The sequence below is a fragment of the Caballeronia sp. LZ008 genome, assembly GCF_031451435.1.
Lineage (GTDB): Bacteria > Pseudomonadota > Gammaproteobacteria > Burkholderiales > Burkholderiaceae > Caballeronia > Caballeronia zhejiangensis.
The window spans coordinates 71550-88208 of record NZ_JARUXK010000006.1; the positions used below are offsets into that span (position 1 = coordinate 71550).

At 57.7% G+C, this 16659-nt stretch carries 10 protein-coding genes; 9 read left to right on the forward strand and 1 reads right to left on the reverse strand.

Annotated elements, in window-relative coordinates:
• Complete coding sequence (locus QCE49_RS32750) at positions 1 to 1443, forward strand: aldehyde dehydrogenase family protein (RefSeq protein ID WP_250459398.1); 1443 nt, start codon at positions 1 to 3, stop codon at positions 1441 to 1443.
• Positions 1444 to 1491: 48 nt separating this feature from the next.
• Positions 1492 to 3048, forward strand: a complete 1557-nt coding sequence (locus QCE49_RS32755) for an amidase (RefSeq protein WP_250459400.1) — start codon at positions 1492 to 1494, stop codon at positions 3046 to 3048.
• Between the two features lie 53 nt (positions 3049 to 3101).
• Here the strand turns inward: QCE49_RS32755 and QCE49_RS32760 are convergent, their stop codons facing one another.
• On the reverse strand, positions 3102 to 4082 hold the full coding sequence (locus tag QCE49_RS32760) for a LysR family transcriptional regulator (RefSeq protein ID WP_250459402.1): 981 nt from the start codon (positions 4080 to 4082) through the stop codon (positions 3102 to 3104).
• 803 nt (positions 4083 to 4885) lie between these two features.
• On the opposite strand from QCE49_RS32760, the gene QCE49_RS32765 reads away from it, so the two are divergent.
• The 7 genes from QCE49_RS32765 (at position 4886) to QCE49_RS32795 (ending at position 14695) form a co-directional block, all read left to right on the forward strand.
• Positions 4886 to 5086, forward strand: coding sequence for a hypothetical protein (locus tag QCE49_RS32765; protein ID WP_250459404.1), 201 nt, complete (start codon positions 4886 to 4888; stop codon positions 5084 to 5086).
• Complete coding sequence (locus QCE49_RS32770) at positions 5083 to 6471, forward strand: MFS transporter (RefSeq protein ID WP_250459406.1); 1389 nt, start codon at positions 5083 to 5085, stop codon at positions 6469 to 6471. The genes QCE49_RS32765 and QCE49_RS32770 overlap by 4 nt, the downstream gene beginning before the upstream one ends.
• A 168-nt stretch (positions 6472 to 6639) precedes the next feature.
• Positions 6640 to 8799 (forward strand): cytochrome P450, encoded by a 2160-nt coding sequence (locus QCE49_RS32775; protein WP_250459408.1) that lies wholly within the window; start codon positions 6640 to 6642, stop codon positions 8797 to 8799.
• A gap of 198 nt (positions 8800 to 8997) precedes the next feature.
• A complete protein-coding gene (locus tag QCE49_RS32780) occupies positions 8998 to 9714 on the forward strand; it encodes a dihydrofolate reductase family protein (protein ID WP_284508435.1) in 717 nt (238 codons plus the stop codon).
• Positions 9715 to 10442: 728 nt separating this feature from the next.
• A complete protein-coding gene (locus QCE49_RS32785) occupies positions 10443 to 11846 on the forward strand; it encodes an MFS transporter (protein WP_250459412.1) in 1404 nt (467 codons plus the stop codon).
• A gap of 1 nt (position 11847) precedes the next feature.
• On the forward strand, positions 11848 to 13308 hold the full coding sequence (locus QCE49_RS32790) for an MmgE/PrpD family protein (RefSeq protein ID WP_250459414.1): 1461 nt from the start codon (positions 11848 to 11850) through the stop codon (positions 13306 to 13308).
• A gap of 556 nt (positions 13309 to 13864) precedes the next feature.
• Complete coding sequence (locus tag QCE49_RS32795; protein ID WP_250459425.1) at positions 13865 to 14695, forward strand: SDR family oxidoreductase; 831 nt, start codon at positions 13865 to 13867, stop codon at positions 14693 to 14695.
• The last annotated feature ends 1964 nt before the right edge of the window (positions 14696 to 16659 follow it).

The following is a 16659-nucleotide window of genomic DNA, read 5'->3' on the forward strand; positions in this document are numbered from 1 at the left end:
ATGCTTGAGAGAAAGCGCTTTTATATTGACGGCCGATGGGTGTCGCCAGAATCCGTGTGTCTTGAGTCACGAATTATCGATCCGTCGACTGAGCTGGCATGCGCCGTCATTTCGATTGGCAGCGAACTGGACGCAGATCGCGCTGTGGCAGCCGCCAGTGCAGCGTTTCGGGACTGGGCACAGACCCCGCCCCAGGAACGGATCGGGCTGGTCAAACGTCTCCTCGACGTGTATGAGCGACGCGCGCCCGAGATGGCCCAACTCATTTCTATGGAAATGGGTGCCCCGATCGACATGGCGCTCCAGAAGCAAGTGGGTGCTGGGCGCTGGCACATTCGCAACTTCCTCAGCGCGTTTGAGCGATTCGATTTTCTGCGGCCGTTGAGCAACCATGCGACCAACGACCGAATTTTAATGGAGCCGATTGGCGTGGTCGGGCTAATCACGCCCTGGAACTGGCCCATGAACCAGGTGACTTTGAAAGTCGTGGCGGCGCTGCTTGCCGGTTGCACCATGGTACTCAAGCCGTCGGAGATAGCACCACTTTCATCGATGTTGTTCGCTGAATACATCGACGAATCAGGCTTTCCACCGGGGGTGTTCAACCTTGTCAACGGCGACGGTTCGGGCGTGGGTACTCGCCTCTCAACGCATCCGGATGTAGCGATGATCAGCTTCACTGGTTCGACGCGCGCAGGAATTGCGATAAGTGCTAACGCCGCGCCTACGCTGAAGAAGGTCGTGCTTGAGCTGGGCGGGAAGGGGGCCAATGTAATTTTTGCAGACGCAGACGCCGAGGCAGTGAGACGCGGGGTGCTCAGATGTTTCGGTAACGCGGGACAAAGTTGCAACGCGCCTACGCGCATGCTCGTCGAGCGCTCTATCTATGAGCGGGCTGTCGAAGAAGCTCGTGAATGTGCTGAAGCGGTGCGGCTAGACGCGGCGCATTTGCCCGGCTCACACATGGGACCTCTCGCATCCCAAACACAGTTTGAACGGGTGCAACACATGATACAGAAGGGGATCGAAGAGGGCGCGAGGCTAGTCACAGGCGGAACCGGGCGGCCCGCGGAACATTCGCGCGGCTATTTCGTGCGTCCAACAGTATTCGCAGACGTGAGCAACCAGATGACGATCGCTCGAGAAGAGATCTTCGGCCCCGTACTGTGCATGATCCCGTTCGCTACAGAGGACGAAGCGGTCGCCATCGCGAACGACACGCCCTATGGCCTTGCCAACTATGTGCAGTCGTCGGACCTTGACAGGTGCACGAGGGTGGCGGCGCGAATGCGTTCCGGCATGGTTGAAATAAATGGAGCGTCACCGGCGCCCGGCTCGCCTTTTGGCGGAATCAAAGCATCGGGCAGGGCACGGGAAGGCGGCGTATGGGGAATCGAAGAATTCTTGGAATCGAAGGCGGTCGCTGGATGGAAGGCCGCTTAGCCTTCCCGGTTTGAATCGCAGGAGTGTCCAACCATAGCCGGGTAACGCATGAAGAATCGACATAAACCGCAGGGCGAGATTGATCTGAGCGTTCTGACGGTTGAGGGGGTGCGGCAGGGAATCTCGCAAGCGCGCTTTTCTGCCGAGTCGCTTGCGCGACACTGCTTCGAGCAGATCGACATGTATCACGCGTCGTACAACGCGGTCGTGTTCCTCAATCATGCAGCGCTTAACGACGCCCGAGAGATCGACCGCCGGCGTGCCGCGGGTGAAACGTTGGGGCCGCTCGCGGGCGTTCCCGTGGTCGTGAAGGATACGATTGACGTGGCCGGTTTCCCTACAACTGCCGGCTGGTCGTTGCTGTACGGGAAGGCCGGCGGTGTCGATTTAATTCCGGACTCAGATGCGCCCGTGGTGCAGCGCTTGAGGGCTGCTGGAGCAATTCTGCTTGGCAAGACAAATGTGCCGGTGATGAGCCATTCAGGCACACATGCGAATGACAGTTGGGCCGGCCCCACTTACAACGTTGTGATGCGCGACCGAGCGCCAGGTGGCAGTAGTGCGGGGACTGCTTCCGCCATCGCCAGCGCGATGGCGGTGCTAGGGCTCGGTGAGGAGACCGGCGGCTCAATACAGAATCCGGCGTCGGCGCAGGATCTCGTCGGCATAAAGCCGACGATAGGGCTGGTATCTAACTGCGGCGTGCTGCCGATGTCAAGCAGCCGAGACGTGGTGGGACCGATCGCGCGCAATGTACGCGACGCAGCGCATTGCCTAGATGTCCTTGCGGGCTACTCGCCCGACCAACCGGAACCGCTCGCCCGCGCAGGGCGTCGCGCGACCCATAGTTATGCGGCCGATCTCAGCAGCGATGCGCTTGTGGGCAAGCGCGTCGGGCTGTATGGTCCGGGCTGGCGTACTGAACTTCTGTCCGGCGAGGCTACGCTGTTGTACGAGCGAGCGAAGCTCGAACTACGGAGCGCCGGCGCGATCCTCGTTGACGATCCTTTCGCCGGGTCCGGGTTCTCCAAATTGCGCAAGCCTACGCCGCCGTCGCGCAGCTTCGATGCTCGGGGACTTGAGTCGTTTCCATGCGACCTTGAGAATTACCTTCGCCGCTTAGGCCCGAATTCCGCGCTCAAAGGGTTCGCTGACTTCATTGCAGTGACCGCAGAGCAAGACCCGTTTAGAGCGACGGGTCCGTTGGCTTGTCTGAACGCTCTGCCGCGATTTTCGAAGGCGGTCGCTGAGCCGTCTGCACCTGCCGACCTTTCGGATTTCAACGAGCTCAGGGATAGATACTTGGGTATCTTTGATGGAGTCATGACCGCGAACCGACTTGACGCCCTAGTTTTTCCGCAGATGCTATGTGAGCTGCCGCCGCTGCATGGCACCGACACCATCAAGGGAACGACGGTAAGCGAAATCAATATCGCTGGCTTGCCTGGAGTAACAGTGCCAGCCGGCTACTACGCGTCCGGCGCCCCATTCGGCTTAATTTTCGTCGGTCGTCAGTGGGACGAGAAAGTACTGATTAGTCTCGCGTACGCGTATGAACAAGCTACCCACCACCGCAATCGACCTACCTTGTGGCGGCCCCGCTAAGGTACGAGGCCTAGGCCTTCGGCGTGCATCGCATTGGTATTGCCTAACAACTGTTAGTCGCCACAAAGCTCTTTTCCGACACATTCTAATTCGTTGACAAATCCCCGCTGTAGATCCGTCAGCGGAGCTGATTCACGAAAGATGACTGCGATGCTGCGCTTGATTGCAGGGAAAGAAACTGGAAGGGCCTTGATCAAACCTTCCCGAACGTCTGTCATAGTGGAATGCTCTGCTAATAGCGCCAGATGGTCGCTTTCCGCAATTAAAGTTTTCGTGAACTCAATCGAACCGCTTTCAATCAGTTGGCGCGGAGGCGGGACGTTCTCGGCGTCGAGTAGCCGTTCAAAAATGGTACGTTGATGGGACCCAAACATCGGACATACCCAGGGAAACTCCGAGAGGTCAGCCCAAGTTAGAGCAGGTCGTTCAAAGAGACAGTGGCCTGGACGAGCGAACACTGTGAGTCGGTCGCGGAAAAGAACACGCTGCTTTAACCCTTCGGGGAAGATGTCGTAGAACTCCGTTTGCGCGATGACAAAGTCGAACTCGCGCCGCAACACTCCCATCAGCAGATCAACCTGCCTCCTTTCAATTACTCTCAACAAGACCCTTGGCGCCAGGTCTCTCCACCGCGCGACAGCGAGAGGCAGAACCCGGCTCGCAAGACTAGGGAGGGTGCCGACCGTAACAATGTCCGTTGCTGCTGTCTCCGATTGCAACCGTGTCTTTGCCAGACCAATTTCATCTCGTATGAGCTTGGCGTGAGCATAGATAAGTTCGCCGAGAGCCGTTGGAACTATGCCGTTCGCGGTTCTCATCAACAGCCGCCTCCCAAACTCCTGCTCGAGCCGGTTCATCGACTTCGTCAATGCAGGCTGCGAGATGCCCAGTGTCTTGGCGGCTTTCGAAAGGCTACCTTCCTCGATTGCGGTAGCCAGATACAGGAGCTTGCGCGGGTCAATAGCTAAAGCGGATAAATCGCCAACTGCATCATCGAAATCACCAGGTCGCGTCAAATGTTCTCTATCAGACATGGATACAGGCACTACTGGTTAAGCGGGTTTTGGGCCGACATCGTCAAGAGACGATACGTCATTCGCAGCCTGATTCCCAGTCGTGGAGGGCAGGACGGCTGGGGGCGCGTCGGCAGCGTCGCGATGACGGCGGGGTACATGGAGGTTCCGCACCCTGTCCGGGCGAATAGATGGGCTCCTTGACGGCAGCGCCGAGCGCGCGTCCTCCAAACCACCGGCGCTTGAGGTTTCGCGACTGACGGCGTGACCGCTTCAAGGCCTCTGCCCACGTTGAAAGGCTCCTTGCCAATCGTAGCAAGTCTGATCGCCTTCCTCGCACGTTGACTAGACATTTGGCATCGTCGTAAACGATAGGAAAGCGCACACGCATATAACCCGCGGTTATGGGAAAGAAGCCGTTTCGTTGACCCGGAATGGGCTGCTGGGGATGATATGACTGTGGCCTTCAAATAATAAGGCTGCGAGTCGAACAGTAAGGCGTGAGCGGATATGAGTATGGCATTCCGCGATGGAGGATATCTTCCTGAGCGGGTTTCTTCGTCGAGAGAGATCGGACTGGAAACACGCCACGCTATTAGATTCATATCTCGCTTTTTAGTGAGAGGGAGATCGTTTATGCAAGTTGCTTTTGGGATCGTCTTCGACGACCAAAGGGTAACACGAGGCGTCTCGTAAGAGCACCGTAACGCGTGTTTTGCAGAGGATTTGTGTGGCCGCATCAGCCTGAGCGGCCAGGGCTGTCCGGCGATTTCGCAGGCCGATTCGAAATTATAGAAGTTAGATAAGAAACACAGGAGACTACCATGAACGGCATCAAATGCATGGGAAAAGCACGTCCTCGAGCTTGGATTAGAGCGTTTCTCGTCTCGTTGAGATGGTCAATTATTGGTAAACGCGAAAAATGTCAGGGTTTATTAACTGCCTGCGCTCAAAGGCTTGCATTCATTTCAGATAACGCTCTTGTCGGAAACCGCGAAGCGCGGTTTGAAGGAGTAAATCGATGATGGCGACCAATGTGAATGCAGGGGCAAGACTCGACCGTCTTCCGATTAGTCCATTTCATCGGCGCGTATTTTGGCTGGTAGCGTGGGGAGGGTTTTTCGATTCTTTCGACAACACGCTATCGAGCTCGGTGCTCGCGTCATTGTTGAAGAGTGGCTGGTCGACGCTCGAACTGAATTCTTTGTTCATGTCAGTCACGTTCGCCGGTTTGACGATCGGTGCGGCAGCGGCCGGATGGCTCAGCGACAGGTTGGGGCGACGGTTCGCTTACCAATTTAATCTGCTGATCTTTGGATCGCTGGCAGTGGCGTCTTCCATGGCTCCGGACATGCACTGGCTGATTGCAATGCGCGCGGTCATGGCGATTGGCATGGGCGCCGAGTACGTTATGGGCTGGGGTCTTATCACCGAATTCGTACCGCCAGGCCATCGCGGAAGATACCTTGGATGGTTTGGGCTCGTGGGCGGGATTGGCGTATTCGTCACTTCGCTGGTTGGATGGGTAGTGATTCCGGAATTCGGATGGCGTCCAATGTTCCTGATTGGAGGGCTCGGCACGCTCTGGATCTGGTGGGAACGACGCAAGCTGCCAGAATCGCCCCGTTGGCTTGAACGCATGGGACGAGGCGATGAGGCGGAAGTCATACTCCAGCGCATTGAGGAAGAGGTCGGTCGCAAGGGACCATTGCCTCCGTTTATCCCTGTCCCTCAGTCAGAGCCCCGATGGATCCCTTACTCGGTTCTGTTCTCACGCCCGGTCATCAAACGTACGTTGCTGGCGATCGCGATCATGGTGGTCGGACTGTTTGGCTCCTACACCCTGACGGGCTGGATGCCGACGTTCTTCGTCAAGCAGGGCATGAGCGTTACGCGGTCGCTCGGCTTCAATGCGGCGATGATGGGGGGATGGATCGCTGGGCCGCTGCTCTGCGCGACCATCGCTGACCGTCTGGGACGTCGTTGGTTGCTCGTGATGTTCGGGGTTGTATGCGCGATTTTCGGCGCCGCTTATCCGTTTCTCAAAACGGACCTTGTTATCACGGTTGGGGGCTTCTTACTGGTCTCGTCGGTTTCCTCGTTTTTAATCATGGCCTCGGGATGCAACCCCGAACTGTTCTCCACAGAGTTCCGCTTCCGTGGCGCAGGCTTGGCACAAGCGATCGGGCGCGCGGGACTTATTGTGTCGCCGACAATCGTGCTGGCGCTTTTCAATAACTATGGGATCGGTGGAGTGATTGGAGCGCTTTCAGCAGCGTACCTTGCGGTCGCGTTGCTGATGGCGGTGTCAGGGATTGAGACCAACCGGCGGTCGCTTGAATCCCTGGATCCGGATTCGGAGCCCGACACGATAGGCGACACGATCATGACGCCGGTTCGAAACGACTAGACGGTGGATGCCAACGGGTGGCTGGGGACCCATCTCCAGCCACCGTTTGAGCGCACGGATCGGTCGGTATCAGGCAACCAGGTTTTACCCACGGTCGACGCCGTGCGTGACGTAGCGACCCCGAGAAGTTTTCATATTTCGACAATTGATTTTGAAGGAGCATTAAAGATGTCGTCAAAGCCATCGCCCGACTGGGATCCCCTCGACCCCGCTCACCATGGAGACCCTACGGAGATTCACGCACAACTACGTGAGAAATGCCCGGTCGCCTGGAGTGACCGATTCGGTGGCTTTTATGCGCTTACTCGTTACGAAGACGTGACCAAGGCTGCGCTCGACTTTCAGACATTCACCAGCGCGCAGAAGACTCCGATTCCGGAAGCTACAGGGCCGGATCGCCCTCCACGTGCACCTGCCGAAGTGGATCCGCCCCTTCACGGCGATTTTCGAGACATCCTGAATCGATTCTTCACTCCGGATCGCATTCGCCACCTTGAGCCTGTGATCCGCCGAGCCGCGCGCGACCTGATAGGGCGTTGTATCTCCCTCGGTGAAACGGACGCGGTTGAGACGTTCACCTTTTTCATGCCGATCCAGGTGCAGTGCATCTTTCTTGGTATCTCGGTGGAAGACGCTCATACGATCAAAACAATCGTAAACAGGATCATCGACGCGGGTGCGGCAGGCGACACTGTCGTCCATAAGGAGTCGAACGACCAGATCTATGCCTACATTGACGGAGTGGTCAATGCCCGAAGGAAGGCGCCGTATGACCCGAATGATGTGATTAGCGCTTTGCTTAACGAAACGGTCGGCGGCCGAAGGCTCTCTCACGAGGACGTAGCGGGGACGATTCGCCTCTTCCTACAGGCGGGCCATGGAACGACCACTAATGCTCTTGGTAGCATCATTCGATACCTGGCGTCGACGCCGAACGACCAGAAGCGACTGCGAGATGAACCGAAGCTCATTCCGCAGGCGATCGAGGAGATTCTTCGCGCCTGGACACCGGTCCGGCTGGTAGGCCGAAGAACAACATGCGATGTCGACGTCGAAGGTGTTCATATTCCCAAAGGATCAAAAGTCGCTTTGATGGTCGCCGCGGCGAACCGCGATGCGGCGAAGTTTGAGAATGCGGATACCGTCGACATCGATCGCAGGCCGAATAAGCATATCGCCTTCGGATACGGTGTTCATCGGTGCGTCGGCGCGTCTTTGGCCCGTGCGCAACTCCGCATTGCAGTCGAAGAGCTGCTGTCAATGACGGACGACTTCGTGCTGACCGGCGAACCCGAATTCAGTACATGGTCTCACCTTGGACCATCAAAGCTGCCGGTACGATTCATCGCGCGGTCGGCGCGGACAGCAGCTACGAGCGTGAGATCCGGTCACAAGGAACTGGTGCTGACGGTCTCGCAGATCCGCCCGTTGGCGCAGCGCATTGTTGAACTGGAACTGCGACCGCCAGTGGGCGCTACGCTGCCCGAGTGGTCGGCGGGGGCGCATATTGACCTTGTGCTTCCCGGCGACGTTACAAGGTCCTATTCGTTGGTCGGCGACCCCGAGGATGTGAGCCAGTGGCGAATCGCTGTCCTGCACGAGGTCGCAGGGCGCGGTGGCTCGGACGCGATTCACAGGATGAACGTTGGCGAGACCGTCCGCGTTCGCTGGCCAAGGAACAATTTCACCCTGAAGCCGGCTAATAGCTACCATTTTCTCGCGAGCGGGATCGGCATCACCCCGATTCTCTCGATGATAGAGGCCGCGAATAAGGCCGGTGCAAAATGGCGGCTGGACTATGTCGGACGCAGTTTCGATAGGCTCGCATACGTGGAAGACGTATGTGCGCACAGACAGGCGCGTGTCCACGTGACCTCTTCGACGGGAAGACCCGAACTCAATGCCCTCTTGGCTGCAAGTGGTGATGCTGCCGTTTATGCTTGCGGCTCGCAGGGATTTCTGCTCGACCTGGAAGCCGCTGCGACTGCTGCGGGTCGCGCTTTCCACACCGAATGGTTTGCACCGAAGCCCGGGGCCCGCAAGGCTGCCGAAGGCGCGTTGGAGGCATTCAGCGTCCGGCTTGAACGCTCGAATATCGAACTTTCCGTCCTTCCCGGGCAGTCAATCATTGACGCCTGCGCTGAAGCAGGAATTGTGATTCCGTCGTCGTGCTTTGAGGGCACTTGTGGTTCTTGTCTTTCGACCGTGTTGGAGGGGATTCCGGACCATCGAGACTCATTTCTTCTTCCAACCGAGCGCAAATGTAACCGTCTGATTGCACCATGCGTCTCTAAGTCGATGACGGATCGGTTGGTTCTAGACTTGTAATTCGTTCGTATCGCCACTAATCACGCCTATGAAAGAGTCTCACGAATTGCAGCTTGTTCAGCGACTATTATTCCGTGTCTGTGCTGTCGCCGTGATTTGGAAGGGAACGGCTGGCGGTATCGGGCACGTCGACGCCGGTCCTCGCCCGAGCCAAATGCCATAGGCAGCGCACCAAAGGCCTTAGAAAAGGAGAATTTTATGCGCCCTAGGATTATCTGCCACATGATCAGTTCCATCGATGGCCGCCTTCTCACTGAACGATGGACGCCGCCTGCTAGCGGTGTTGAGAAGGGCATCATCAGCCCGACTTATGAGAAAGTGGCGAAAGCATTGAACGCAGACGGATGGATGGTCGGTAGAAAAACGATGGAGGACTTTGCGAAGGGAAAGCCGTCCGAGGGGACTATATCGGGGAATCTTCCCCGTTCTACATATGTGGCGGACCCGTCAGCCAAAACGTTCTCCGTAGCCATCGACCCACGCGGGAAGCTGCACTACCACACAAACACTGCGGAGGGAAATCATGTAATCGCCGTGCTAGGAGATGACGTTCCAGACAGCTACCTTCACGAGTTACAAGAGTCTGGTGTGTCATACCTTTTCGCAGGCCCGGACGGCAATGATTTAGGGATGGCGATGGAACGGCTCGCACAGGACTTCAGCGTGCGCTCGATATTGTTGGAGGGAGGAGGAATCATCAACGGGGCCTTTCTGAAGGCAGGCCTGATCGACGAGATTAGTCTTCTCATCTATCCGGGAATTGATGGACTTGCGGGAGTACCGAGCGTGTTTGAATACTCGGGTGAAACTGACGAAAAGCCTGCATCGGGACAGTCGCTCCGGCACATGTCGACAGCGACACTTGACGGCGGCGTGGTGTGGCTCCGCTATAACGTCGAACGCGATGGCGCATGAGATGTTGACGGTCCGCGGCGTCGCCGCTCGACTTTGGTAGTCGGGAGGAGTGGGGGCTGTTCGGACGGATCGTGAGTGCTGGGTAGGCGCAGAGCTGGAGGCGCTTAAGGTCACGCCAGCTTACCAACGAACAAAGAAAAACAAACTGTACCCCCAGTGTGGAGGAGGTGCAGAATTAAGTCACAACGATATCTAGGTCTTATGACTACGGAGACGACTTCTCAGATGCCCGCCAGTCCTGGATAGCAGGCGCCGCCTTTCGATGCTCGAACCCACAGCACATCGGATTTCCTGTTGGCATTGATTCCGCTTTTAGGGATGACGGAGAGCCTATGCCGCGCGGGTCATTTTCATAGCCTGCGCCAGTTACAGCGACTGCGTTCGTACGGTCGGGTTGAGGCCTCCGATTGATCACCTGGGACGCGTCTGGTGCTGCTAAGTAGCGCGAGGCGCGGCGCTGCGGACGAGGTTTTTTGGCACCCGGCGCGAGCGCTACCGCAGTTCGCCAGGTTCTTCGCATCCGCAGCTGGTTCAGCGCTGTTCAGCTAGTCGGGCGACCTGCGGCAAGTTACTCAGCGCGCTCGCTTTCTCCGTTCGAGATCGGTGCTCACGTTGGTCGTCGATTGGTGAGGCAGCAATACGATGTACGTATGGGTATTCGCCCCCTCACCACCGCGCCCCGCATTCGCTTTGCACATTAACAGTAATGGTAACCTTAAGGAGCGCGTATGCCGGAACGTGAGAACGCTGGTTCTAAAGGGGAGGCGATGGTAGACGGGGCGCGTGTTACCGCGAGAGTCAAACGCGCCATCCTACCGATTGCTTTCCTGCTTTACATGTGTAGCTACATGGATCGTTCGACCATCAGTTACGCTCAGTTGCAGATGTCGCATTCGCTGCACATCGACGTTGCCAGCTATGGAACTGCGGCGGCCATCTTCTTTATCGCGTACGTAATTCTGGAACTCCCAAGTAACCTTATACTGTCGCGCGTCGGTGCGCGCATTTGGTTGTCCCGGATCGCGATTACTTGGGGGATCGTGACTATTCTATCGGGTTTCGTATGGGACACAACCAGCCTCTTCGTCTCCCGTATCGCCTTGGGCGCCGCGGAAGCTGGGCTTTTCCCAGGATTGCTGCTGTTCTTGTCCTATTGGTTTCTTCGAGAGAATCGTGGCCGAGCACTGGCGACGATGGTGTTCGCGCAGCCAGTTGCGCTCATCCTCGGCAGCGTAACCGCGGGGCTTATTCTCGATTACGGGCACTGGCTGGGCCTCGAGCCGTGGCAATGGCTGTTCATTCTGCAGGGAATGCCGGCAGTCCTCGTAGGTATCTATATCCTCTTGTTTCTTGCTGATCGCCCCACCAAGGCAAACTGGCTCACACCGGCCGAAAGTCGCTGGCTCGAGAGCAGGATCAAAACCGAGAGCGCCGCCGTTCCCTCGAATGACGCCAATGAAGCGCATCAACTTGGCGGCATCCTTCGCGCTTTTCGCACCCCGCGAGTGATTTTGCTCTCTGCTGTTGCGTTCCTGAGCAGCATTGGGAACTATGGTATGGCGTTCTTCTTGCCGCAGATCGTTCAGCAAATGAACCCTACGTACTCGGCGGCAAACATTGGGTTTGTCGGAGCGCTGCCTTATATCTGCGCTGGCATAGCGATGTTAGTGGTCGGTCGTATTTCAGATCGACTGACGAACCGGCGGGGTATCGTCATTGCCTGTCTGGTCATCGGAGGAGTGGGCCTGGTGGCCAGTATGGCGTTCCGCCACGCACCGGTGCCTGGTTTGGTCAGTCTTTGTATTCTTGCGATCGGTATTGTGTCCTACAGCCCACCGATGTGGGCGTTCATCACCGAGCTGCTCAGTACGAGCCAGAGAGTCGTGGTCCTCCCGATCATGACCTCTATCGCTTCTTTCGCCGGATTTGTAGCTCCAATACTCATCGGAAAGCTTGCTGCCAACGGCAACGTCGCTTTCGGCTTGATCGTTCCGGCAGTCTGTCTTGCCCTTGCGGTCGTACTGCTCGCGTTGGTGCGCACGAGAATCTCCAGCTACGATGAGATGAACGTGGAAACGCACGGGGCAGCATCACCCGTTGCAACGCGATCCTCCACGCCCGGAGGGGCCTGAGATGACAGCGGTTTCGAACACTACGCAAGAGTTGGCCGAGTTCGTTTCGAGGACAACGTTCAACGATTTGCCGCATACGGTGGTTCGCGAGACAAAGAGAATCCTACTGGACGTGATCGGATGCGCGCTTGGCTCTGGAAGCCTTGACAAAGGCCGGATAGCGATTGAATTTGCGCGGCGCTCAGGCGGACATCCCGAGGCGGCAATCCTCGGAACGCGGCACCGGGTCCCAGTCGCCGCGGCGGCGTTCGCAAACGCGGAGTTGATTCATGCGACGGACCATTGCCCGATACTTCCGCCCGCGCACGTTTCTCCGTATGTCACCGCTCCCGCACTGGTGTTGGCGGATGCGAGCGACGCATCAGGCAAGGATCTGGTCGTCGCTGTCGCTCTGGCGCATGAGGTCGCATCGCGTGTTGGTCTCGCGCTTTCCCCGATGCGTCTTGCAACTGGCGGGATCTCCCCCAGTTGGGGGCTCAGCTTCGATAGCTTCGGGGCCGCAGCAGGCGCAGCCAAAGTTCTGCGCCTTTCTGAAACGGCCACTTCCGATGCACTAGGACTTTCGGGTTACCTGGCACCGGTGCCGTCGCACAACAAGTTTCTTTCGACGCCCGAGGGCGGTGGGATGGCGAAGTACGGCCCTGCCGGATGGACCGCCCAAGGGGGGGTAACGGCCGCCGTTCTCGCGAGCATGGGTTACCAGGGCGACCGAAGCGTCTTGGACGGTGAATACGGTTTCGCGGCGATGGTTGGATCGGCGAAGTTTGATTCCGAGAGCGTTACGAAGGGGTTGGGCGATCAATGGAACGTGCTACGAGTGATGTACAAGCGTTGGCCTTGCGCTGGCAATTTGCAGGCGCCGCTCGGAGCATTCTCGAAGCTCATCGGCGACAATGATCTTTACCCGGACGAAATTGAAGCCGTGCACATCGAGAACGAGGCCTTCGCCCTACAGCCACGGTTTCGTTTCGACGAAATTCGCCACAACGTTGACACTCAAACCAACCTCGCATACGCCATTGCTGTAGCTGCGCATAGGGTCCGTGTCTCCTCTGCGTGGCAAAGCCAGGCGGTACGCGACGACACACGTGTTCGAGCTTTTATGCAGAAGGTCACCATCTCAGACTATCCTCGTGCCGAGGAAACGCGTCACCAGGAGCTTGCTGTTGAGGGCCGATCGTATATTGAGCGCCGACCGTGCCGCGTGCGGGTGCGGGCTAGGGGGCGACAATTTATCGAAAGCGCAGAGTTCGCTTTTTGGCTGACGCTAGAAAATGAAGAGTATCGCGCAAGCGACGAAGACCTTATCGGCAAGTTCCGCGCCAACGCAAGCGCGAGCCTTTCATCAGCGCAAGTTGAAAAAGCGGTCGAGCGTCTGATGACACTTGAAGATCTCGATAGCGTCTCGACTTTGTTCGCGGACCTTGTTCCCGAGGACCGTGGCGGGGTTCGTCAGGCTTGAGACTTCCGGACCCAGCGCAAAGTTGTCGAACTGCTGGGAGCGGATCAAAGCCGCAGCGCGTGGCACGACACTTCGCGCGAACCGACATCGACTGCTGACCAGTGAATGTGACGTTTTCTTATTGGCGGTTTCGCGTGTGAACCAGCCACGTGGTGTCAGTGCTCAGTTCACCTAGGCGCTGGCGACACAGCGCGCTTTTGGTCGGCCGCTCTGAGCGAAGTTGCGCTGCTTTCGCCGAAACGGAATTCATCATTCAAGATTGCCGAACTGCCACCAGGCGCGAGTCTTCGTGGCTGGTGAGTGCGATGGCGTAGGCGCAAACTGCACCGACAGATCGCGTGACCAGCAACGTCGAGCCGATTGGCAACTTAAGTGATCGAGCGCGGTGCGGGGAGGCAGTGCGTTCATCAGGAACGACGCGGCGGCGGAAAACGGCGCGCCGCTCGGCAAGAGAATGACCGAGGCCGCGGGTATCCTGCCGATTCCCACCTGTGCGAGGGGGTAGGATAGCCAAACGCTGACACTCTATCCAAACCAACTGCATGGAGACGAACCGATGAAAGAGGTATTCGTGAAGGACGCTGTGGCCGTTATCACGGGCGCGGCGAGTGGCATAGGCGCTGCGGCCGCTCGCCTCTTTGCATCGAGGGGCATGAAGTTGGCCCTGTTCGATCTCGAGGAAACAAAGCTGACCGAGCTTGCGGGAGAACTGAAAACCGACGTCCGGGTCGTCGCCGGAGATGTCGCTCGAATGGGAGACATCGAGCGCCTCAGGGATGAAGCCTTTGCGACGTTCGGGCGCGTTGATCTGCTAATGAACAATGCGGCGATCTCGGGTCAAGAGGACAAGAGCTGGAGCGGCATCGAGGCGTGGCGGCGCGTGCTTGACATCAACCTTTGGGGCGTTATCAACGGGACCCATGCCTTTGCGCCCGCGATGATCTCGCAGGCTGGGCCTTCGGCAATTGTCAATACTGGATCGAAACAGGGAATCACCAACCCTCCAGGTCATCCCGCATATGCGGTGGCCAAGGCCGGTGTCCGGACGCTGACAGAGCAACTTCAGCACGAGTTGAGAGAGGAAACAGGCGCTCGGGTCAGTGCACATCTTCTTGTTCCCGGGTGGACGTTCACCGGCATGACTCGTGGCTCGGGAAGCGCAAAACCGGCCGGCGCGTGGACTGCCGACCAGGTGGTTGACCTGATGGTCGAGCGGGTCTCAAAAGGTGACTTCTACATTGTCTGTCCGGACAACACGGTGTCGCCTGCCCTCGATGCCGCCCGCATCCGTTGGGGCGCGGAAGACGTAGCGCAGAACCGTCCCGCGCTTTCGCGCTGGCATCCCGATTGGAAGGAGCAGTTCGATACCTTCACAAAAGGCCTATAGCGCTGGATATGGAAATTTCGTGTGAACCTGTTCCAACACGAAGTTCCCAATACCCCTCCGAGGGTTGTCACGCGTGCGAAAATGCCGCGCGCCTGACCATTCGCCCAGGGTGCGGGAGATGCGACGGGAGGATAGGATTTGTCAACGAAGCATACGCTTTCGGGCTTGCTTGTAGCCACGTTCGCGCCGGCAGCCATTGCTGGCGGGCACTACTCCGAAGTTTGAGGTCCGCCAGAAGCGCGCGGGCCAGTGGTTGTCAAACGGACGACGCACCGCTCTTATAAGTCGATGCAACGACGGCGCGTTGCTATCCGCACTGCGCCGGCTCGCACTCGCCAGATTCTTCCCGTGGCCGTCGCTCTAAGGAGGTCGCGTCCTTCGGCTGCATCCGACCCGACCTTCAACCACATTCCCCGAAAGATCACGCCGGAAGGCAACGTCCTTCGCGTGAAGTCTGCAAGAGTGCATCCAGAGGTTGAGCGCTGACCGGGGCAGAGCACTACGAGGCTCATAACCGGAATGGGCTCGCGTGGCTGTCGATGTGCCAGTCGCATTTATGCGAATACGCCGCCGACGGCGACATCCAAAGTAAAGACTTTCGACGTGCGACTCGCAATCGAACTCCAACGGCGATTCGTCCGCAGACTTTTCAATTCCTGCACAAATATGTATTGAGAAAAATATCTTCATTAATGCATTCTCCAAAATCTCCTTTTGATTGGAGAGAGTTTTCTCGTGGCCCGAGCCCGCATTAAAATCTCCTTGTGGTTTAGTGTTGACGATGCATTCATCGGGGTGATATACAGTAATAGTCACGCGTCGGCCGAGCACGAGCCGCCCGACGTAGAGCCGCCTCTTCCGACTGAAGAGCCTCGGTGGTGACCGCTGACGTGGACGGGGTGGAACCGGTGGCGCGTCGGGGAAATCCGGACAACCACGGGGGTAGGGTTGAGAAAGTCCGGCGCGGTGGCGAAGATTAGAGCCGCGACCTGAACGTCTGTCGGAACCATTCAAACAAAGATGGTGGAAGGAGCGCCTGCGCTAGCATGCAGGGGCCCCGGTATTGCCTTTCTACCCTCAAAAAACATATGCTCACTGGATATCTAACGTGAGCATATGTTTACATATCTCTAAAAAGAAATTCTCACTTAAGGAGATGCTCGATCGTTAAAAGCATATGCTCACTTGAGCATATGCTTTTGGTCTTTTAGCGTTCAGCGCTTCAAGGGCCGCGGTGCGGCTGGCAGCCAGGGAGTGACTGTCGGGCGCGACGATCGTGTTTCGCCCGTCTTCAGTGCGGAGCCAGGCGTAGCTCCGAGCGTTGTTCAGCGCTCTCTCTCGACGTCCCTCGCGTGGAGTGGTTAGTGTTCGTGCCTGCGCGGGTTTGGCGGTTGCGTACCGGGCATTTGCATTTGAAAGGGAACAGTGGTGCACGTTCTAAGTGCGCAGCATCCTGGGTGCGCGATTCAAGAGTCGCGTCGTCTACAGCAGGTTGGCGGCACGTTCCGCGCTGTTTTGAAGGGTTATCGCAGACGTACTGCCCCGACTGAACATGGTCTTCGACCGCATGCGCCGTCACATTTGCGGATATGGGCGCAGGTGTCTACACGCAAGAACGGCAAGCCAGTCGATCTGCCTAACTCCGCTTTTTTAACTGCGCCTAGACGCGCTGACCGTGTAAGTTACCGGCGGAGTGACGGCTCGTTCGGCGTCGGTGCGCTACCGAGAGGTTACCCATGGCTTTGCGGCGTCCCGCGCCGCCTACCGGCCGCGTGCGAAGGGCTTACCCTTGACTCGGGACTCGATACGCTGCCCGCAACCGATCAGGGCGACCGGCTTCGCAGGCAATGGCGCGCGAGACTTGATAGTAAGCGATCCACGAACGACGCCCCTCAGAGTAAGATGGTAGAGCGCGTGATGTGTGATAGCGAAGTGGGTCAGCGGAGATCTGCGGGCATCTTCCA

What these genes read in the sequence shown, in the direction of transcription:
- QCE49_RS32765 (WP_250459404.1), top strand. Translation starts at nt 4,886, where the DNA reads ATGAACGGCATCAAATGCATGGGAAAAGCACGTCCTCGAGCTTGGATT.
- QCE49_RS32760 (WP_250459402.1), bottom strand. Translation starts at nt 4,082, where the DNA reads ATGTCTGATAGAGAACATTTGACGCGACCTGGTGATTTCGATGATGCA.
- QCE49_RS32785 (WP_250459412.1), top strand. Translation starts at nt 10,443, where the DNA reads ATGCCGGAACGTGAGAACGCTGGTTCTAAAGGGGAGGCGATGGTAGAC.
- QCE49_RS32770 (WP_250459406.1), top strand. Translation starts at nt 5,083, where the DNA reads ATGATGGCGACCAATGTGAATGCAGGGGCAAGACTCGACCGTCTTCCG.
- QCE49_RS32750 (WP_250459398.1), top strand. Translation starts at nt 1, where the DNA reads ATGCTTGAGAGAAAGCGCTTTTATATTGACGGCCGATGGGTGTCGCCA.
- QCE49_RS32780 (WP_284508435.1), top strand. Translation starts at nt 8,998, where the DNA reads ATGCGCCCTAGGATTATCTGCCACATGATCAGTTCCATCGATGGCCGC.
- QCE49_RS32755 (WP_250459400.1), top strand. Translation starts at nt 1,492, where the DNA reads ATGAAGAATCGACATAAACCGCAGGGCGAGATTGATCTGAGCGTTCTG.
- QCE49_RS32790 (WP_250459414.1), top strand. Translation starts at nt 11,848, where the DNA reads ATGACAGCGGTTTCGAACACTACGCAAGAGTTGGCCGAGTTCGTTTCG.
- QCE49_RS32795 (WP_250459425.1), top strand. Translation starts at nt 13,865, where the DNA reads ATGAAAGAGGTATTCGTGAAGGACGCTGTGGCCGTTATCACGGGCGCG.
- QCE49_RS32775 (WP_250459408.1), top strand. Translation starts at nt 6,640, where the DNA reads ATGTCGTCAAAGCCATCGCCCGACTGGGATCCCCTCGACCCCGCTCAC.